The organism is Rhizobiaceae bacterium, from assembly GCA_023953845.1.
Taxonomy (GTDB): Bacteria; Pseudomonadota; Alphaproteobacteria; order Rhizobiales; family Rhizobiaceae; genus Arvimicrobium.
On the sequence record JAMLJC010000002.1, the window covers coordinates 771256 to 788282 of the forward strand.

General features: G+C 64.5%; 21 protein-coding genes. 7 read left to right on the forward strand and 14 right to left on the reverse strand.

The genetic code is table 11. From position 1 onward, the window contains the following. The first annotated feature begins 10 nt into the window (after positions 1 to 10). Together ttcA and M9955_25690 are read left to right on the forward strand one after the other, a co-directional pair. Entirely contained in the window at positions 11 to 868 is an 858-nt protein-coding gene (gene ttcA / locus M9955_25685) for a tRNA 2-thiocytidine(32) synthetase TtcA (protein ID MCO5085039.1), read from the forward strand. 18 nt (positions 869 to 886) lie between these two features. Further along, on the forward strand, positions 887 to 1708 hold the full coding sequence (locus tag M9955_25690; GenBank protein MCO5085040.1) for an inositol monophosphatase family protein: 822 nt from the start codon (positions 887 to 889) through the stop codon (positions 1706 to 1708). Between the two features lie 13 nt (positions 1709 to 1721). Here M9955_25690 and M9955_25695 read toward each other — a convergent pair whose 3' ends face one another. Continuing rightward, a complete protein-coding gene (locus M9955_25695) occupies positions 1722 to 2966 on the reverse strand; it encodes a multidrug effflux MFS transporter (protein ID MCO5085041.1) in 1245 nt (414 codons plus the stop codon). A 103-nt stretch (positions 2967 to 3069) separates the two neighbouring features. Continuing rightward, positions 3070 to 3405, reverse strand: coding sequence for a Grx4 family monothiol glutaredoxin (gene grxD, locus M9955_25700; protein MCO5085042.1), 336 nt, complete (start codon positions 3403 to 3405; stop codon positions 3070 to 3072). A gap of 742 nt (positions 3406 to 4147) precedes the next feature. Between grxD and M9955_25705 the strand changes: the two genes are divergently transcribed. Then, positions 4148 to 4828 carry a phosphodiester glycosidase family protein gene (locus M9955_25705; GenBank protein ID MCO5085043.1) on the forward strand — a complete coding sequence of 227 codons (681 nt, stop codon included), beginning with the start codon at positions 4148 to 4150 and terminating at the stop codon, positions 4826 to 4828. A gap of 42 nt (positions 4829 to 4870) precedes the next feature. Here the strand turns inward: M9955_25705 and M9955_25710 are convergent, their stop codons facing one another. The 4 genes from M9955_25710 to M9955_25725 form a co-directional block, all read right to left on the reverse strand. Further along, the gene (locus tag M9955_25710; protein MCO5085044.1) at positions 4871 to 5086 is read right to left on the reverse strand and encodes a hypothetical protein; all 216 of its coding nucleotides are present in this window, start codon (positions 5084 to 5086) and stop codon (positions 4871 to 4873) included. Positions 5087 to 5091: 5 nt separating this feature from the next. Beyond that, a complete protein-coding gene (locus tag M9955_25715) occupies positions 5092 to 5325 on the reverse strand; it encodes a BolA family transcriptional regulator (protein MCO5085045.1) in 234 nt (77 codons plus the stop codon). A gap of 14 nt (positions 5326 to 5339) precedes the next feature. Further along, positions 5340 to 7556 (reverse strand): phosphoribosylformylglycinamidine synthase subunit PurL, encoded by a 2217-nt coding sequence (purL, locus tag M9955_25720; GenBank protein ID MCO5085046.1) that lies wholly within the window; start codon positions 7554 to 7556, stop codon positions 5340 to 5342. Between the two features lie 102 nt (positions 7557 to 7658). Beyond that, positions 7659 to 9077, reverse strand: a complete 1419-nt coding sequence (locus M9955_25725) for a PLP-dependent aminotransferase family protein (protein ID MCO5085047.1) — start codon at positions 9075 to 9077, stop codon at positions 7659 to 7661. Between the two features lie 91 nt (positions 9078 to 9168). Between M9955_25725 and M9955_25730 the strand changes: the two genes are divergently transcribed. Further along, positions 9169 to 9402 carry a DUF1127 domain-containing protein gene (locus tag M9955_25730; GenBank protein MCO5085048.1) on the forward strand — a complete coding sequence of 78 codons (234 nt, stop codon included), beginning with the start codon at positions 9169 to 9171 and terminating at the stop codon, positions 9400 to 9402. 52 nt (positions 9403 to 9454) lie between these two features. On the opposite strand, the gene M9955_25735 is transcribed toward M9955_25730, so the two are convergent. The 5 genes from M9955_25735 to M9955_25755 form a co-directional block, all read right to left on the reverse strand. Continuing rightward, a complete protein-coding gene (locus M9955_25735) occupies positions 9455 to 9850 on the reverse strand; it encodes a hypothetical protein (protein ID MCO5085049.1) in 396 nt (131 codons plus the stop codon). Between the two features lie 50 nt (positions 9851 to 9900). Further along, positions 9901 to 10569, reverse strand: a complete 669-nt coding sequence (gene purQ, locus M9955_25740; protein MCO5085050.1) for a phosphoribosylformylglycinamidine synthase subunit PurQ — start codon at positions 10567 to 10569, stop codon at positions 9901 to 9903. Next, positions 10566 to 10823, reverse strand: a complete 258-nt coding sequence (locus M9955_25745) for a hypothetical protein (GenBank protein ID MCO5085051.1) — start codon at positions 10821 to 10823, stop codon at positions 10566 to 10568. Before M9955_25745 ends, purQ begins: the two co-directional genes overlap by 4 nt. A 17-nt stretch (positions 10824 to 10840) precedes the next feature. Beyond that, positions 10841 to 11083, reverse strand: a complete 243-nt coding sequence (gene purS / locus M9955_25750) for a phosphoribosylformylglycinamidine synthase subunit PurS (protein MCO5085052.1) — start codon at positions 11081 to 11083, stop codon at positions 10841 to 10843. Positions 11084 to 11164: 81 nt separating this feature from the next. Further along, entirely contained in the window at positions 11165 to 11962 is a 798-nt protein-coding gene (locus M9955_25755; GenBank protein ID MCO5085053.1) for a phosphoribosylaminoimidazolesuccinocarboxamide synthase, read from the reverse strand. A gap of 279 nt (positions 11963 to 12241) precedes the next feature. Between M9955_25755 and M9955_25760 the strand changes: the two genes are divergently transcribed. After that, on the forward strand, positions 12242 to 12556 hold the full coding sequence (locus M9955_25760; GenBank protein ID MCO5085054.1) for a DUF1476 domain-containing protein: 315 nt from the start codon (positions 12242 to 12244) through the stop codon (positions 12554 to 12556). A 118-nt stretch (positions 12557 to 12674) separates the two neighbouring features. Further along, entirely contained in the window at positions 12675 to 13451 is a 777-nt protein-coding gene (locus M9955_25765) for an HpcH/HpaI aldolase/citrate lyase family protein (GenBank protein ID MCO5085055.1), read from the forward strand. 1 nt (position 13452) lies between these two features. Here the strand turns inward: M9955_25765 and M9955_25770 are convergent, their stop codons facing one another. Genes M9955_25770 through M9955_25780 form a run of 3 tightly spaced genes read right to left on the reverse strand, consistent with a single transcriptional unit; the run spans position 13453 to position 15903 of the window. Beyond that, positions 13453 to 14001 (reverse strand): alpha/beta hydrolase, encoded by a 549-nt coding sequence (locus tag M9955_25770; protein ID MCO5085056.1) that lies wholly within the window; start codon positions 13999 to 14001, stop codon positions 13453 to 13455. 42 nt (positions 14002 to 14043) lie between these two features. Then, a complete protein-coding gene (locus tag M9955_25775; GenBank protein ID MCO5085057.1) occupies positions 14044 to 14685 on the reverse strand; it encodes a glutathione S-transferase family protein in 642 nt (213 codons plus the stop codon). Between the two features lie 6 nt (positions 14686 to 14691). Then, complete coding sequence (locus M9955_25780) at positions 14692 to 15903, reverse strand: NADP-dependent isocitrate dehydrogenase (protein ID MCO5085058.1); 1212 nt, start codon at positions 15901 to 15903, stop codon at positions 14692 to 14694. Between the two features lie 278 nt (positions 15904 to 16181). Between M9955_25780 and M9955_25785 the strand changes: the two genes are divergently transcribed. Continuing rightward, the gene (locus M9955_25785) at positions 16182 to 17027 is read left to right on the forward strand and encodes an RNA methyltransferase (GenBank protein ID MCO5085059.1); all 846 of its coding nucleotides are present in this window, start codon (positions 16182 to 16184) and stop codon (positions 17025 to 17027) included.

Sequence of the window (17027 nt, forward strand, 5' to 3'; positions counted from 1 at the left end):
GGTCGACGCCATGAACATGATGCCGGAGACGATCGCGGACGTCGAAGCCGACGGCTGCCATCCGATGTTCCGCGATGCGCCTTCGTCGGTCGAGTTCAACAAGCTGCGCAAGCGGCTGCTGCGCCTGACGCGGCAGGCCATCGAGGACTTCGCCATGGTCAAGCCCGGCGACCGCTGGCTGGTCGCGTTGTCGGGCGGCAAGGATTCCTACGGCCTGCTCGCGGTGCTGCTCGACCTCAAATGGCGCGGCCTGCTTCCGGTCGAGCTGCTTGCCTGCAATCTCGACCAGGGCCAGCCGAATTTCCCGAAGCATATATTGCCGGACTATCTGACCGGTCTCGAAGTCGAGCATCGGATCGAATATCAGGATACCTATTCGGTGGTCACCGAGAAGGTGCCGGAGAGCCAGACCTATTGCTCGCTCTGCTCGCGGCTGCGTCGCGGCCACCTCTACCGGATAGCGCGGGAGGAGGGATGTGCCGCGCTGGTGCTCGGGCATCATCGCGAGGACATCCTCGAAACGTTCTTCATGAACCTCTTCCACGGCGGACGTCTGGCGGCGATGCCGCCAAAACTCCTGAACGACGAGGGCGACGTCATGGTCTTCCGGCCGCTGAGCTATTGCGCGGAGACGGATCTCGCCAGATTCGCCGACCATATGCGCTTTCCCATCATCCCCTGCGATCTTTGCGGCAGCCAGGAAGGGCTTCAACGCAACGTCATGAAGGCCATGCTGGACGACATCGAGCGGCGGATGCCGGGGCGCAAGGACACGATGATCCGCGCGCTGACAAATGTCCGCCCGTCGCATCTGCTCGACCGGAAACTCTTCGATTTCGCCGGGCTTACCCTTTCCGAAAATTCCTAGGAGACGAAATTGTCCGCCATCAACGACAAGGCCATCGATTGGCTGGCTGACGTGCTGCAACGCGCCGCCGTCGCCGAGATCATGCCGCGCTTCCGTACGCTGAGCCCGACGGACATCCGCCGCAAGACGTCCGCCGCCGATCTGGTCACCGAGGCCGACGAATCGGCGGAACGCATGATCACGGCCGAACTGAAGCAGCGTTTTCCGCAGGCCCTGGTGATAGGCGAGGAGGCCAACGAGAAGGACGGATCGCTTCTCCCGACATTGCCGGATGCCGAACTGGCCTTCGTCATCGATCCGGTGGACGGCACCTTCAACTTCGCCTCCGGCGTTCCCCTGTTCGGCGTGATGCTGAGCGTGGTGGAGAAAGGCGAGACGGTCGCCGGGCTGATCTACGATCCGCTCGGCGAGGACTGGTTGATCGGCGTCAAGGGCGCCGGCAGCCATATCCGTGCTGCGGACGGTTCGCAGGCCAGGGTCCGGGTCGCCGATCCGGCACCCGTTTCGCAGATGACGGGCGGCGTGTCGTGGAGCTATCTCAACGAGCCGCTTCGCTTCCGCCTCGCAAGAAATCTCGCCAAGTGCCTGGCGAACTTCAATTATCGATGCGCCGCGCATGAATACCGGTTGATCGCATCCGGATTCGGCCACTTCGTCGCCTACAACAAGCTGATGCCGTGGGACCATCTCGCAGGCGCGCTGATCCATCAGGAGGCAGGCGGCTATTCGGCGAAGTTCGACGGCAGCGAGTACCGGGTCGGCGATCTCGACGGCGGATTGCTCGCAGCCCCGGACCGTGAGAGCTGGCGGGAAATCCGCGAGGCGCTCTGGTCCGAATAGCTGGCCGATTCCGCTACGGAATCGGCTTGTGCTGGACGCGGAACAGCTTGCCGCGTTCGGCGATCAGCACCATGACGAGTCCGCCCAGCGCCACGCCGCAGAAGCCGAGCGCGAGAGGCGTCGTCGTGCCGTCGAAGGCCTGCCCGATGGCGGCGCCGATGAGGCCGCCGCCGAGCGTCTGGATAAACCCCTGCACGGACGCGGCGGTGCCGGCGATATGGCCGAGCGGCTCCATGGCGATCGCGTTGAAGTTCGAGCCGATCCAGCCGAACTGGAACATGGCGGCGGCGAACAGCAGGACGAAGCCGGGCAGGGGGATGACGCCGAACAGCGACCACACGAACCAGATCGTGCTGACGGCGAGGAAGCCGACCAGCGCGCTGTGCGACAGGCGGCGCATGCCGAACCTTCCGACGAGGCGTGAATTGAGGAACGACGACACCGCCATCATGCCCGCGATCACGGCGAAGATGACCGGGAACCACACGCCGAGATCGTAGATGCCGACATAGACCTGCTGGGCGGAGTTGATGAAGCCGAACAGGGCGCCGAAGATGATGGTGCTCGCCAGCGTGTAGAAGAGCGACAGGCGGTTGCGCAGGACGTAAACGAAAGCACGCCCGACCGAACCGAGATCGATCGGCCGTCGGCGCTCCGGCTCCAGCGTTTCCGGTAGCCGAACGAAAGCCCAGACGGCGATCGCGAAGGCGATGGCGGCCATGCAGATGAAGATCCAGTGCCATTCGGCGAAGATCATCACGATCTGGCCGATGCCGGGGGCGACGACCGGGATGACCATGAAGACCATGAAGATCAGCGACATGATCTCGGCCATCTGACGCCCGCCGAAGCGGTCGCGCACCATGGAGACCGCTATGACGCGGGTGGACGCCGCGCCGATGCCCTGGATGAAGCGCAGGATCAGGAGCACGGTGAAGTCCGTCGCGAAGGCGGCGCCGAACGCCGCGAGCACATAGACGCCAAGGCCGAAAAACAGCGGCGCGCGCCGGCCGAAGCGGTCCGATGCGGGACCATAGGCGAGCAGGGCGAAGGCGAGACCGCCGAAATAGGCGGAGATCACATATTGCCGATGGTTCTCGTTCTCGACGCCGAGGCTGGCGCCGATCTGCTGCAGGCCGGGCAGCATGATGTCGATCGCCAGCGCGTTCAGCGCCATCAGCGCCGCGGCCATGGCGATGAATTCCCAGCGCGGTATGGCGAGCCCGGCGGACGACAGGGACTGGTTTTGCTGGTCCATGGATTGCTCTCACGCTCGATGCCGGAAACGAAATGCGCCGGACCTGCCGGCGCATCCCTCAATCGGCCCCGCGCGTGACGGGACCTGTCAAAGACTCTCTAAATCAGGCAGCGCTGGAAACGCTGACGCCCTTCTCCTCGAGGAAGCCCTGCAATTCGCCGGCCTGGAACATCTCGCGGATAATGTCGCAGCCGCCTACGAATTCACCCTTCACATAAAGTTGCGGGATGGTCGGCCAGTTGGAATAATCCTTGATGCCCTGACGAAGGTCGTTCGAGGTGAGCACGTTGATGCCCTTGTACTCGACGCCCAGATAATCGAGGATCTGGACGACCTGACCGGAGAAACCGCATTGCGGGAAGCCCGGGGTGCCCTTCATGAAAAGCACGACGTCGCTGCTCTTCACTTCATTGTCGATATAGTCGTTGATGCCGCTCATTGGCGCAAACCTTTCACAAGCCCGTGGGAGTCGAGGGCAAGAATATTTGTCCCTGAGATAAACCCAGTACCCGGACGAAACAAGTCGAAACCCGGTCTGGTGCAACATGCGGGTGCATTTGACCTCCTTGCTGCGGGCGTCATCGACCGTTGCCACGCCTGCTTTCGCATCTGGCCATTGTCGAAGAACTGGGAAAACGGGCGATCCTCGGGCCGCTCGTAAAGTTAGCAATGTGCGATCCTCGGATCGCCCGTTCGGCATTCTTCCGGATCAACGCGGCTGTCGCCTGGAGGTCCCGGCTTCCTTTCGGGGAGCCGAAGGGCCTGACCAACGGCTTGACCCGTTGACCGTCCGCGCCGCCGCGTTACCGAGCGGCGCAGGCTGCGACAAAGCAGACCCTTTCCGTGCACATCCGGCCGCCACCCGCGGGACACGTTCTCCCGCGACCAACGGCGCCGGCCCATCTCCGCGCAATCACCGTCATGACCGGCGTTCCCGCAAGAAGGACGAGGGGATTATCGGGTAAATCTGCAGGATGGGGACAAAATTCGCGAAAGAAATCTTCATTATGCAGCAATGACAATGGCTTGGACCGGGCGCACCGGATAATCTGTTCCCGCGCCGGACGCAGAGGGATCTTCCGACAATGCGGAAATGGTTGGCGCTGGCATGCATCGGCGTCCTGCTCGCGATCGCCGCATTCGCATGGCTCCGCGCGACGAACGGAAGGAAAGAAGCGGAAATGTCCGAAGCCCCGCTGCCGGAAACTTGTCGGGAGGCGGCGTTCGAGGGGGGCGGCTATGTGATTTGCGCCGTCGATCCCAAGAGCCATAAGATCGGCCTGCATCTCAAGGCGGCGGACGGCAGGCCTTACGGCAGCCTCGCCGAACTCGCCAGGGCGCAGCCTTTCCTGTTCGCCATGAATGCCGGCATGTATCACCACGATCTCTCGCCGGTCGGTCTCTACGTCGAAAGCGGCATCGAGGGCGCGCCGCTCAATCTCGACGACGGCGCAGGCAACTTCTTCATGAAGCCCAACGGCGTTTTCTTCGTCGACCGCGAGGGCAGGGCGGCGGTGACGGAAAGCGCCGCATTCGCCGCCGCGCAGCCGGACGCGTGGATGGCGACACAGTCCGGCCCGATGCTGGTGATCGACGGCGCTGTCCATCCGCGCTTCGAGCCGAACGGTGCGTCGCGCTACATCCGCAACGGCGTCGGCGTGCGCGCGGACGGCGTCGCGGTGTTCGCGATCTCGCGCGAGAAGGTCAGCCTCGGCAGCTTCGCACGCCTGTTCCGCGACGGGCTGGAGTGCCCGAACGCGCTGTTCTTCGACGGCGATATCTCCGCGCTGCATGACGGCACGCGCTATGTCGTCGGTGGGCGCTTTCCTGCCGGACCGATGGTGACGGTGAGCGGGAGGTGAGGGGCTGAGGTCTGACGAAAAGGCACGAACCCGCTACGAAGGTCAGTACGCCCGGCGCCTGGTCTTCGAGCGGGAGCGTACCGTTTTCTTCCGGCTCGTCTGGCGCTTGGCCGGCTTCAGCAGCTTTTCGATCTGCCGGATCGTGCTCGTGGCGGTGCTTGTGCGCCGGCGGCGGCGCTTGCGCACGCCGGTCTTCTTGAGGATTTCGCCGAGCGCACTGTCGACGACGCTTTTGACGAGATCGCTGACGATGGACATGGCGGTCACTCCGGGGCGCTGGTCTGAAGGGCGAGCGCGTGCAGGACGCCGCCCATATTGCCCTTCAGCGCGTCGTAGACCATCTGGTGCTGCTGCACGCGGGTCTTGCCACGAAAGCTCTCCGCGACAACTTCCGCCGCATAGTGATCGCCGTCGCCGGCAAGATCGCGGATCGTCACCTTCGCGTCCGGAATGCCTTCCTTGATCAGGCGCTCGATGTCGCGCGCGTCCATGGCCATGAGTTCGTCTCCGGCTAGCCGTTCATGAAGCGCGGGAACCACGATTCGTGGGCCGCCTTCAACTCGGAGACAGGTATCCCACGCGCCTTGCCGAGTTTCAACTCGGCTCCGCCGGTCGTGCCGATCCAGACCAGCGGCACGTCGACGCCGGCCATGCGGGTCTCCAGCAGCCAGTCGATCTTCTCGCGCGGGATCGTCACGACATAGCGGCCCTGATCCTCGCCGAAGAAGACGGGGATGGGGTCCGCGTCCTCGGGGGCGTTTATCGACGCGCCGATGCCGGACGCGATCGCCATTTCGGCGAGACCGACCGCGAGACCGCCGCTGGAAAGGTCATGGACGGACGTGGCGACGCCTTCCGCGATCAGTGCGCGGACCAGATCGCCGGTCTTCCGCTCATGCGCCAGGTCGACGGATGGCGGCGGGCCGTCGGTGCGGCCATGAATGTCGCGCATATAGACGGACTGGGCGAGGTGCGTTCCCCAGCCGGCCGGCGCGCCCACGAGGAGGATCGCCTCGTCGGCGGCGGCGAAAGCGATCCGCGCCATCCGCGACCAGTCTGAAATGAGGCCGACGCCGCCGATGGTGGGGGTCGGCAGGATGCCTTGGCCGTTTGTCTCGTTGTAGAGCGAGACGTTGCCCGAAACGATCGGGAAATTCAGCGCGCGGCAGGCTTCGCCGATGCCTTTGATGGCATGGACGAACTGGCCCATGATCTCCGGGCGCTCGGGATTGCCGAAATTGAGGTTGTCGGTGGCGGCGAGCGGCAGGGCGCCGGTCGCGGTGAGGTTGCGCCAGCATTCGGCGACCGCCTGCTTGCCGCCCTCGAACGGATCGGCCTCGCAATAGCGCGGCGTGACGTCGGAGGAGAAGGCGAGCGCCTTGACCGGGTGTCCCTCGACGCGCACGACGCCGGCGTCGCCGCCCGGAATCTGCAGCGAATTGCCCTGGATCAGCGTGTCGTACTGCTCCCACACCCAGCGGCGCGAGGAGCCGTTGGCGGAATCAAGCAGCTTCAGCAATGCGTCGGCCACATCCGCCTGCGGGATGTCTCCGGGGGCCAGCGGCGCGGGCTTCTTCGGCTCGATCCACGGCCGGTCGTATTCGGGCGCCTTGTCACCGAGATCCTTGATCGGAAGGTTTGCGACTTCCTCGCCCTGATGCAGGATGCGGAAGCGCAGATCGTCCGTGGTGCGGCCGACAATGGCGAAGTCGAGGCCCCATTTGGTGAAGATCGCCTCGGCTTCCTTCTCCTTCTCGGGGCGCAGCACCATGAGCATGCGCTCCTGGCTTTCCGAGAGCATCATCTCATAGGCCGACATGCGCTCCTCGCGCACCGGCACGCGGTCGAGATCCAGCTCAATGCCGAGGTCGCCCTTGGCGCCCATCTCGACGGCGGAGCAGGTGAGGCCGGCCGCGCCCATGTCCTGGATGGCAATGACGGCGCCGGACGCCATCAGCTCCAGGCAGGCTTCCAGCAGGCACTTTTCGGTGAAGGGATCGCCGACCTGCACGGTCGGGCGCTTCTCCTCGATCTTGTCGTCGAATTCGGCCGAGGCCATGGTCGCGCCGCCGACGCCGTCGCGGCCGGTCTTGGCGCCGAGATAGACGACGGGCAGGCCGACGCCCTTGGCCTCGGAATAGAAGATGGCGTCGGTTTTCGCGAGGCCCGCCGCGAAGGCGTTGACGAGGATGTTGCCGTTGTAGCGGGCGTCGAACTCGACCTCGCCGCCGACCGTCGGCACGCCGAAGGAATTGCCGTAGCCGCCGACGCCGGCGACCACGCCGGCGACGAGATGCTTCGTCTTCGGATGGTCGGGCGCGCCGAAGCGCAGCGCGTTCATCGCCGCGACCGGTCGCGCGCCCATGGTGAAGACATCGCGCAATATGCCGCCGACGCCGGTCGCCGCGCCCTGATAGGGCTCGATATAGGAGGGATGGTTGTGGCTCTCCATCTTGAAGATCACGGCGTCGCCGTCGCCGATGTCGACCACGCCGGCATTCTCGCCCGGACCCTGGATGACGACCGCGCCGCTGGTGGGCAGGGTGCGCAGCCACTTCTTCGAGGATTTGTACGAGCAGTGCTCGTTCCACATGGCGGAGAATATGCCGAGTTCGGTGAAGGTCGGTTCGCGGCCGATGAGGTCGAGGATGCGCTGGTACTCGTCCGGCTTCAGGCCATGCGCCTTGATCATCTCGTCGGTGATCCTGACGGCGTTGGGGATCGACATCTGATGGCGCGCTCCGCTGGAATTCGTCCGCTCCATAGCGCATGCGTGCAGTGCAATACACCGCAAAACGGCGGGAATTTCGCGTCTGTGGAAATTTGATCGTCAGCCGAAACTGTCGTAGCCGGCGCGGCCCTCATCCATGAGCCGGCGCACGGCCGCAAGGCCGCGCGCCACCTCCTCGCGGGAGCGCGGGGCGGAGATGCCGATCCGCACGCGATGGAAGGATTTGTCGCTGCGGCCGGCCTTGAACTCGTCCTCGTCGTCGATCAGCACGCCGTTCTCGAAGGCGGCCTGCTTGAAGGTGCCGGAGAGCCACGGCTCCGGCAGCGAGATCCAGACGAAGGGAAGGTTCTTCTCGATGCGGTAGTCGTAGCCGCCGAGCGACTGGCGCACGAGGTCGAGCCGGGCGTTGAGCTCCTTGATGGAGCGCCGCCGGATCTCCCCCGCCTGACCGGACAGGACCAGCTGTGCGCCGAGCTCGGCCAGCAGGAACGGCATGCCGCCGGTGAGCATCTTGTGGGCGACGCGGACGCGGTGGCTGTAATGGCGCGGGCAGGAGATCCAGCCGCCGCGCACGCCGGCCGCGACCGCCTTGGACAGGCCGCCGACGAGGAAGGTGCGCTCCGGCGCGAGCTGCGCGAGCAGGGGAGCCGTGTCGTCGGCCATGGCGCCGTAGAGATCGTCCTCGATCAGGAGCACATTATAGGCGCGCGCGATGCGGACGATCTCCTCGCGGCGCGCTGTCGGCATGGTGGCGAGCGTCGGATTCTGCGCCGTCGGCATCAGGAAGGCCATCTTTGGATGGCGCTGGGCGCATACGCGCTCGAAATCCTCCGGGACGAGCCCGTTCCCGTCTATGTCGACCATCACGGCGCGTCGTCCGACCAGTCCGGCGCTGCGCGCGAGCTGGGCGTAGGTGACGTGCTCATAGGCGATGTGGTCGCCGGGCACGGTGAGGGCGGAGATGGCGGCCATCACCCCGGCATGGACGCCGAGCGTCGGGATGATCGTTTCCTCGTCTGGCCGATGGCCGCTGCGGGCCAGCCATTCGGCGCCGGCGCGCAGCCAGTTTTGCGGAAAGGTCCGCGTATAGCTCGCGACCTCCGCCGGCATCTCGCGGGTGATCGCGGCGAGCGTGTCGGCGATCGCCGCGCCCTGGCCGATATCCGGAGCGGCCGTGCTGTCGAAGCGCAGCTTGTCGGCAGGGGCCTCCAGCCAACGCGTGCCGTCGCCGGTCGGACCGATCATCGGCACGACGGTTTGCGGCTTGCCCACCTCGCGCTCCAGCACATAGGTGCCGCGCCCGACCTCGCCACTCACCAGCCCGCGCTCGCGCAGGACCGAATAGGCGCGCCCGACCGTGCCGATCGTCACGCCGATATCATAGGCGAGGTCCCTCTGCGGCGGCAGTTTCCGGCCGGTGGGAAGAACGCCCGAAACTATGTCCTCCTCGGCCTTGTCGGCAAGGCGAAGGTAGAGCGGACCGGAACCCTCAGACAGGTCGGGAAGCCAATTTGTCATCGTGACAATTATTGCATTGTATCTCTCCAAGAGTCAATGCAGATACATTGTCACCATCGATCTGGAAGCCAATAAAAATTGGAATAGTACAATGAGCGCGATTGATACGATTGTCTCGCAAAGCAGGCCGAATAAGCGGCCAACCGCAACCTTTATGAGGCGGTTTGGCGCAGCTTTGCTGCGTACCACGGATTCGCTCGACCGCATGATGGATCGTCGCCGTTCACGGCTGGCGCTACTGGAAATGACCGACGACCAGCTCAAGGACGTAGGCCTCTCGCGCGGCGAAGCCTATCGCGAGGGCATCAGGCCGTTCTGGGACTGAGCGCGGGCTGATGTGCGCGACGCATGGCGAGGCGTCGCGCGAGGCCCTGCCGTCAGGCGGCGCTGCCGCAGCTCTGGTCGCCCGTGCGCCAGCGGTTGATATCGGCGGTGACGCGCGCGCCGAGCGGCTCGGACATCAGCGGGCCGAACGCTTCCACCTGGCTGGAGCCGCCGCGCGCCTGCACGACGAGCGCCGGCAGACCGCCGAAATTCTTCGCAGGCACCAGCAGGAAACGCGGCTGGCCGCTCATCGAATTGAGCTCGTTGGCGAAGCGATAGGAGCGGAAGGCCGGGTCCTTGCTGGCAAACCAGCATTTGTGCGCGGCAATCGAAACCTGTTCCATCACGCGCAGCGACGCGCTCTTGCCGGAGCCGCCGGCATTGGCGGGACGCTTGGTTTCCGACTGGCAGGCGGCAAGCGAAAGCGCGCTTGCGACTGCAAGAAGCATGGCCGCAGCGCGAAAGCCGCGCCTTGCCGTTGGGAACGCCGCGCGCCCCGTCACGCCGCGACGCCCAGCACGCCCTCGAACAGCGCACGGCCATCGGTGCCGCCATGCGCCTTTTCGATGAGGTTTTCCGGATGCGGCATCAGGCCGAGCACGTTGCCCTTGTCGGAGACGATGCCGGCGATGTCGTTGATCGAGCCGTTCGGATTGGTGCCCTCGGCATAGCGGAAGACCACCTGGCCTTCGCCCTCGATGCGCTTCAGCGTTTCCGCATCGGCGAAGAAATTGCCGTCATGATGCGCCACCGGGCAGCGGATGATCTGGCCGGGCGCATAGTTGCGGGTGAAGGCGGTGTTGGCGTTGGCGACCTCCAGCTTCACCTCGCGGCAGACGAAGCGCAGCGAGGCATTGCGCATCAGGGCACCGGGCAGCATGCCTGCCTCCAGAAGGATCTGGAAGCCGTTGCAGACGCCCATCACCATCACGCCTTTCGCGGCCTTTTCGGCCACTGCGCGCATGGCGGGCATGCGGGCGGCGATCGCGCCGCAGCGCAGATAGTCGCCATAGGAGAACCCACCCGGAATGACGATCAGATCGACATCCGGAATCTCGGTGTCCGTCTCCCAGATCGTTGCAGGCGGGCGGCCGGAAATCTTCGTCAGCGCCGCGATCATGTCGCGGTCACGGTTGAGGCCGGGGAGGAGGACAACGGCTGATTTCATTGTGGCGGCGTGTAGGGTGTTTGAGTTTCGGCTAATTCACGTAGTTCCAAACGGCGTTCAATACGATCGAGGCGCTCGTCGTGGCGAGCGAGAACGCTATAGATGTTGTGGATGTCGTTCTGTATGGAAACGACGTGACCACGGACGGAGATGAGTTCCTGTCGTATCTCTCGCAGGCCTTCCTCAACGCCGCCGAGCCGCGACTGAATCTGCTTCAGAAGCTCATACATCAGTTCGTTGGTGACTTCGGCCATGCGGCGCTCCTGCAACTTCAGGTAAGCGCCACAGTGTAGTTCTCGATCACTGTATTGGCCAGAAGCTTGTCGCACATGGCCTTGAGGTCGGCTTCCGCCTTTGCGCGGTCCGTACTCTGCAACTCCAGGTCGAAAACCTTGCCCTGGCGCACGGAGCCGACGTCGCCGAAGCCGAGCGCGCCCAGCGCATGCTCGATCGCCTTGCCCTGCGGGTCGAGGACGCCGTTCTTGAGGGTGACGGTAACGCGGGCTTTGATCACGGCGATCCTATCGTGAAGTGTCTTGCGGCAGTCCAAATGCGATGCGCCCGCGCCTGACGAAAGGGGCGGGCGCCGGAGGCGTCAGTGACGGGTGCCTTTCGGGGGCTCCTCGTTCGAGGCGACCAGAACCGGGCCCGTCGGGCGCGGGGGCTCGTTCTCGTTCATGATGCCGAGACGGCGCGCGACTTCCTGATAGGCCTCGACCAGCCCGCCCATGTCACGGCGGAAACGGTCCTTGTCCAGCTTGTCCTGCGTGGCGACGTCCCAGAGCCGGCAGGAGTCCGGCGAGATCTCGTCGGCGACGACGATGCGCATCATCTCGCCTTCATAGAGGCGGCCGCATTCCATCTTGAAGTCGACGAGCTGGATGCCGACGCCCATGAACAGGCCGGACAGGAAATCGTTGACGCGGATGGCAAGCGCCATGATGTCGTCGATCTCCTGCGGGCTCGCCCAGCCGAAAGCCGTGATGTGCTCCTCGGTGACCATCGGGTCGTCGAGCGCGTCGGCCTTGTAGTAGAACTCGATGATGGAGCGCGGCAGCACAGTGCCTTCCTCGATGCCGAGACGCTTGGAAAGCGAGCCCGCCGCGATGTTGCGCACCACGACCTCTAGCGGGATGATCTCGACTTCCTTGATCAGCTGCTCGCGCATGTTCAGCCGGCGGATGAAATGCGTCGGAATGCCCATCCGGTTGAGATGGTTGAAGATATGCTCCGAGATGCGGTTGTTGAGCACGCCCTTGCCGTCGACCACCGCATGCTTCTTCTTGTTGAAGGCGGTGGCGTCATCCTTGAAGAACTGGATGAGCGTTCCGGGCTCCGGGCCCTCATACAATATCTTGGCCTTGCCTTCGTAGATGCGGCGGCGTCGGTTCATCAATCTGTCTCTGGGGTTGGCAGGGCTGTCGGCAAGTCACCGTACCCTTCGTTACGCCGCAAATGCTGCGACAATGGGCTATATTTAGGGGGTGTCTATCCCAATCGCCAGCGTTCCTCAATCGTGAAATAGGGCCATCAACGGCTTTTGGAAGGATGATGCTGCGGTGCAGCACAAAACCGGGCTGCCGCGACATATTGACCTTACTCGGGGCTTTTGGTTTGAGCAGGAGCCATCTACATACGCCATCGCACCCGCGCACGGAGGGAACTCATGAGCATGAAAGACCGCGAGGAAGGTTTTGAACGCAAGTTCGCCTTCGATGAAGAACTGCGTTTCAAGGCGACGGCCCGTCGCAACAAGCTTCTGGGCCTCTGGGCCGCGGAAAAGCTCGGCAAATCCGGCGAGGACGCCGAAGCCTATGCGAAATCGGTGGTCATCGCCGATTTCGAGGAGGCGGGCGACGACGACGTCTTCCGCAAGGTCCGCAAGGATTTCGACAATGCGGGCGTCGACCAGTCGGACCACCAGATCCGCCGCACCATGGAAGAACTGATGGCGCAGGCCGTCGAGGCCGTGAAGAACGCCGGCTAACGGGCCGGGACTTCCGCTGGACCAACTCACCGCCCGCTGCAGGGGGCGGTTTTCTGTTGCCTGCGCGGCGTGTTCTGCTTGAATGCCGCGACTTTCTCCCATTTGCAGGATCGAGCCCATGTCGCTGTCTTCGCGCCTTCGCGCTGGTGAAACGCTGTTCACGGCATGGTCCGGCGTGCCGGACGCGCTGACGGTGGAGGTGCTGGCGGCGCAGGATTTCGACGTCGTCACGCTGGACATGCAGCATGGCGGCCACAACGAGGATAGCGTGCTGCGCAGCATCGTGCCCATCCTGCGCACCGGCAAGCCGGCGGCGGTGCGCATTCCGGTGGGCCGCTTCGACATGGCGAGCCGCGCGCTGGATTTCGGGGCGGAAGCCGTCATCGCTCCGATGATCAACTCCGTCGCCGACGCGCAGGCCTTTGCGCAATCGATGAAGTACCCGCCGGTCGGCATGCGCTCCTGGGGACCGACCTATGCGTTTCCGCGTCACGGCAAGGGCAGCTTCGCCGACTGGCTGGCCGAATCGAACACGCGCACGCTGGCGATCGCCATGGTCGAGACGCGGCAGGCGCTGGACTGTCTCGACGGCATCCTGGAAACGCCGGGCATCGACGGGATATTCGTCGGACCCTCGGATTTCTCCATTGCCTGGACGGGCGGCAAGGCCGTCGACTCTACATTGGAAGACATGATGGAAACGGTCGCCGATATCGGCCGGCGGACCCGCGCCGCCGGCAAGGCTGCCGCGATTTTCGTCGTCAACCCGGAGATCACGGGCCGCTTCGCGAAAATGGGCTTCCAGTTTTTCGCCACCGGCTCCGAGCCGATGCTGATGGCGCGGGGCACCGCGAGCCTGCTCGGCGAGGCGCGCAAATCCTTGGCGGCGAAATAGTTCAGAGCCGCGACAGCAGTTTCGCGAAGGTCAGCGAGCCTTCCGGCCATGGGCCGTAGCCCGCATCCGCATTGATGTGGCCCGCCTCGCCGGCATCGATGAAGAGCGAGCCCCACGCAGCCGCCAGATCCTCGGCCACCGCAAAATCGCAATATGGATCGTTGCGGCTGCCGATCGTGATCGACGGGAAGGGCAGGGGATCGCGCGGGTAGGGACCGAACGCCTTCAGCGCGCGCGGCTTGAGCTTCCTGCTCTCCAGATCGGGCGGGGCGACAAGGAAAGCGCCGCGCACATCCGCGGTGAAGCGCGGAATGGCGTTGACGACGGTCGGGATGCCGAGCGAATGGGCGACTAGCACGACCGGGCGGGCGGATTCGTTGACGGTGTCCGCCAGCCGCGCCGACCAGTCGTGACGGTCCGGCTTGTCCCAGTTCGCCTGCGCGACACGACGTGCGGTGGACAGGCGCTCCTGCCAGCGCGTCTGCCAGTGATCCGGTCCGGAGTTTCCGTGGCCGGGAACGATGATGATGTCGGCGTCCGATGCTTTCATGCGCCGGCATTTAGCGATGCGGCGCGGCGGCTTCAACCGTTCCTATCCGAAGGTCGGCTCGGTCGCCGCAAAGGCGGAACGCGTCCGCATGCGTTCCCACCAGCCGGAAAGCTCGGCATGGGGCTCCATCAGCGACGCTGAAACCGGAGCCTTGACGAAATAAGCAAAGATCGGCGCGGCGTGCAGGTCGGCGAGCGACGGCGCGTCGCCAAGCAGGAATGGACCGTTCGCCTTCAGCGCGGAAAGGGTTTCGAGCGCAGTGCGGGCGACCCCGACGGCGGCCGCGACGCGCGCCTCGTCCACCTCGCCGCCGGATTTCGGCTTCGAGACGGTCTCGACATAGATGTCCCAGACCATGGAACGGTAAGCGTAGGCGTCGAGCAGCGCGATGATCTGGTTCATCCGCGCCCGCTGCCGCGGATCGGCCGGCTGCAAGGGAGGTCCGTCAAAGCCTTCGTCCACGTAGCGGGTGATCGCCGACGTCTCGAACAGGCGGAAGCCGTCATGCTCGAAGGCGGGGATGCGGCCGAACGGATGGATCTGCCGGTACCAGTCCGGCAGGCCCTCGGCCGCGAAAACGTCCACCGGGACGAGGCGGTGTTCGATCCCCTTCTCGATCAGTGCCAGCCGCGCGATGCGCACGTAGACGCTGTAGTCGGAACCGTAGAGAAGGGGTTCTTCCATGCTGTGTCAGGCCATCGCCTTCTGCAGATTCTCGTCGATCTTGTCGAGGAAGCCGGTGGTCGAGAGCCACGGCTGGTCCGGACCGATCAGCAGCGACAGGTCCTTGGTCATGTAGCCCGACTCGACGGTCTGGATGCAGACCTTCTCCAGCGTCTCGGCGAATTTCGCCAGCGCCGCGTTGTCGTCCAGCTTGGCGCGGTGCGAGAGGCCGCGCGTCCATGCGAAGATCGAGGCGATGGAGTTGGTGGAGGTCTCCTGGCCCTTCTGGTGCTGGCGATAATGGCGCGTCACGGTGCCGTGAGCGGCCTCGGCCTCGACGGTCCTGCCGTCCGGCGTCATCAGCACCGACGTCATCAGGCCGAGCGAGCCGAAACCCTGCGCGACGGTGTCGGACTGCACGTCGCCGTCGTAGTTCTTGCAGGCCCAGACATAGCCGCCGGACCATTTCAGCGCCGAAGCGACCATGTCGTCGATGAGGCGGTGCTCGTACCAGATCTTGTTCGCCTTGAAGGCCTCCTCGAACTCGGCTTCGTAGACTTCCTGGAAGATATCCTTGAAGCGGCCGTCATACGCCTTGAGGATGGTGTTCTTGGTCGAGAGATAGACCGGATAGCCGCGCAGCAGGCCATAGTTCATCGAGGCGCGCGCGAATTCGCGGATCGACTCGTCGAGATTGTACATGGCCATGGCGACGCCCGAGCCTGGCGCGTCGAACACGTCGTGCTCGATCACCTTGCCGTCCTCGCCGACGAATTTTATCGTCAGCTTGCCCTTGCCGGGGAAGGTGAAGTCGGTCGCCTTGTACTGGTCGCCGAAAGCGTGACGGCCGACGATGATCGGCTGCGTCCAGCCCGGCACCAGACGGGGCACGTTCTTCATGATGATGGGCTCGCGGAAGATGACGCCCCCGAGGATGTTGCGGATCGTGCCGTTCGGCGACTTCCACATCTTCCTCAGCTTGAATTCCTCGACGCGGGCCTCGTCGGGCGTGATGGTCGCGCATTTCACACCGACACCGTGCTTCTTGATGGCGTTGGCCGCGTCGATCGTCACCTGGTCGTTGGTGGCGTCGCGGTGCTCGATGCCGAGGTCGTAATATTCGAGCGGGATGTCGAGATACGGATGGATCAGCTTGTCCTTGATGAAATGCCAGATGATCCGGGTCATCTCGTCGCCGTCGAGCTCGACGACCGGATTTGCGACCTTGATTTTCGCCATGGAGCTTGTTCCTGACCTTGCGCGTGTGAAAAAACGGGTGGTTGCCGCGGGATGCCCGTCGCTACAGCAAAGCGGCCCGGCAAGGCAAGAGCGCGGAAAGTAGCAGACTCGCGGCCGGCCCCGGCTTCTCCGCGCGGCTGAAGGGATCGGCAGACCGTTGTCGGCGATGCGCCCGGTGCGGCACATGCCGCGCGATCAACTTTCCATCGACATGCGAAAGGCGCGGCGATAGATGCGGCCGGCAGTTCCAATCAAATCAACAGGTCCCGACTCCAGGCATGAGTGAAGCGCCCGCCATATCCGCCGCATCGATGTTCCAGCCGGTGATCGTGCTGGTCGAGCCGCAGCTCGGCGAGAATATCGGCATGGTGGCGCGGGCCATGGCCAATTTCGGCCTGTCGGATCTGAGGCTGGTCAATCCGCGCGACGGCTGGCCGAACGAGAAGGCGATCGCCACGGCCAGCAAGGCGGACCACGTCATCCGCGCGGTGCAGGTCTTCGAGAAGCTGGACCACGCCATCGGCGACCTGAACTTCGTCATGGCGACGACGGCGCGCGAGCGCGACAATTTCAAGCCCGTGCGCGGGCCGGTCGAAGCGGGCAGGGCGCTCAGGGCGCGTTCGCAGGCGGGGCAACGGACGGGCATCCTGTTCGGCCGTGAGAAATTCGGCCTGTTCAACGAGGAAGTCGGTCTCGCCGATGAGATCGTGACGTTTCCCGTCAATCCAGCCTTCGCCTCGCTCAACATCGCGCAGGCGGTGCTGCTGATGTCCTATGAATGGATGAAGTCCGGCCTCGACAACGAGACGGACACGAATTTCCGGGGGCCGGAAAATCCGCCGGCACCCAAGGAGCAGCTCCAGGGTCTTTTCGACCATCTGGAGGCGGCGCTCGATACACGCGGCTATTTCCGGCCGGCGCCCAAGAAGCCGAAGATGGTGGACAATCTGCGCGCCGTGCTGACGCGTCCGGGTTTCTCCGAGGCGGAACTGAAGGTGCTGCGCGGCATCGTCGCCTCGCTCGACTATTTTTCGCCGAAGCAGCCGCGCGGCGCCGGCTATCCCGAACGCAAGGCCAAGGCCGATCGGGAGGCGCATGAGTCGGGTGAGGACGACGATAGGTAG